The following is a 2,113-nucleotide window of genomic DNA, read 5'->3' on the forward strand; positions in this document are numbered from 1 at the left end:
CCCGAATTGGGAGCTCAACAGCCGCTGTCGGTATTGATAATAAGTATGTAACTACTAATATCACTGTTAGTATTTTTGCAATTCTTTTCATTTCAGTTTTCCCTCCATCCACACTTTTTACTCGTTTCATCAACATTAAAACTTTATTCTTCCTTTTCAAAGAAATGCTTAATTTCATTTATTTTCTCACCATTTTCATCAATCTCATATATATATACACCATCCATAAACCAAAATGCAAACACCATGCCTTTACTTTCCGGATTTACGCAATAAGTTACTTCGGACGTATCTAAATCTTTAAGTTGTGTCATATAATCATCTATTACCACACAATCAACACCTAATCCTCTTGTTACAGTCATATTTTTATTATCAATATAACTTGCCGTTCTATTCATCACGTATATTAAATTACCTTCGGTATAAGGATTTACAATATCTTTTTTGTATAAGTCATGTAATGTATTCATAATTCCTGCATAGTCACCAGTTTCAGTAAAATTTCTTAAATCAGCTGCCTTTATAGCATACTCTAAAAATCTTTCCGCATTAGTCTTTTCCTTTTTATCTCCTATCTCATTTGTATTCTGTGTCGCATTTGATGTTCTAGAAGGTTGAGTATTTCCTTCTCCATTTCCACCACAAGCTGATAATAAAGATATAGAACATATCGCTAATGCTATTAATATTGACTTCATTCTAATCATTTTCAACATCCCCTTCTTTTAAAAATATATTTTTATTTTTAGTATCCCTTATATAGGATAACATCAAACTTTATTCTTTTCCCGTCTTCAGTCTTGAATTCTTTCGGCATAAAAGGTTTTGTAGCAAATAAATACTTTATTGAAACTGAAGATTCGATACGCATATATGTGCTGCATTCTGACATTTTAAAAGTTTTGTTTCCTGAAACAGTTCTCACATTTACTTGTATCAAATCAGATATTCTTTTCATTTTTACATCCTTGTTTGTAAAAAGTAAAAATAACCTAAGGTAATCAACATACTTCATAGAAAGGAAAGAGCCCTTCAAGTTTGTCTTCATTACCTCCGAATCACTTGTATTACCGATAGAATCAATAAACTTATTTACTTCCTCTTTTCCCTTTTCAGCAGTTGTTTTGAATGTTTCTTTAAACTTATTAACAAAATTTGTCTTTAACTCCACAATTCCTACCTTTATATTATACTTTACTTTCTTTTTTGCTTCCTGAATAGTATTAAATATCATACTATTCACTTTTTTGCTTGTTTCATCTATGCTATAGCCAAGCAACTCCTTTCCTTCTGCAAGCTGCATAGTCAACTCTACTATAGCATCTTTAAGATTTCTATCTTTGTATACTTCAAGAAAATCTGTATAATCCACTCCCTGAATGATGTCAGGCACATAACTGCCTATAGTACTGTTTTCAACAATTTCCATTTGTTCAAGAAGCAAAATTTGAGCTTCACTGCTAATCTGCTTCATTACGGCTCCTACTTCTCCTTCAACTTTTACATTTAAACTTGCCTGTAAATCATCAAAAATATCTTCTGCAGAATACATACTTTCTTTTAAGGGATTTTCAATGCTAGCAAAAGCTCTATCTACCAGTAAATCTACTTTTGAGTCAATGTAGTCTGCTATAGTGGAGCTAGCCTTTCTAACAAAATCTTCAGCTTTACTCTCCGCATAATCAATCACTTCTTCAGCAACATTTTTAGCTTTATCTTTGGTTAAATCGATAATTTCATTTGTAATTGCTGTTGACATTCCTTTAATATCTGTTATCCATGTATTTCTCGTTTTAAATATCGGTACATTATCTCCCTTTAACAGCAAGTAAACATCAAATAAAGATTCAGCCATTGCCCAGGCCATCATAATTAGCGTATGTATAATAGGAATACCTACTCCGCCGGTCCATCCTGCAACAATTGTAGCAATTTCTAGAGCCCTGTTAAACTTTACTGGATCAGTATATATTGCTATAACATTTAACGCAAATCTCACAAGAGTAATCTGTGCCTTTACTGCATTTATGTTTTCCTTTTCACTATCAAACCCCCATAGAATATATTCTACATCTGCATGGTTTGCATCAAAGAAAACCGGCCTATCTTT

Annotated in this window: 2 protein-coding genes and 1 pseudogene; all 3 read right to left on the reverse strand. The window is 32.1% G+C overall.

From position 1 onward, the window contains the following. Positions 1–91 (reverse strand): annotated as a pseudogene (locus JCM21531_RS24950) (copper amine oxidase N-terminal domain-containing protein); the annotation flags it as partial. Between the two features lie 52 nt (positions 92–143). Then, positions 144–710: a hypothetical protein gene (locus JCM21531_RS16940; RefSeq protein WP_038291576.1), complete on the reverse strand. Its 567-nt coding sequence runs from the start codon at positions 708–710 to the stop codon at positions 144–146. 38 nt (positions 711–748) lie between these two features. Next, on the reverse strand, positions 749–2,113 hold a 1,365-nt coding region (locus JCM21531_RS23265; protein WP_243467887.1), incomplete at its 5' end, for a DUF5702 domain-containing protein.

This window comes from Acetivibrio straminisolvens JCM 21531, assembly GCF_000521465.1.
GTDB classification, from domain to species: Bacteria; Bacillota; Clostridia; order Acetivibrionales; family Acetivibrionaceae; genus Hungateiclostridium; species Hungateiclostridium straminisolvens.

Coding starts and splice junctions, on each gene's coding strand:
- JCM21531_RS16940 (WP_038291576.1), bottom strand. CDS start 710: ATGATTAGAATGAAGTCAATATTAATAGCATTAGCGATATGTTCTATA.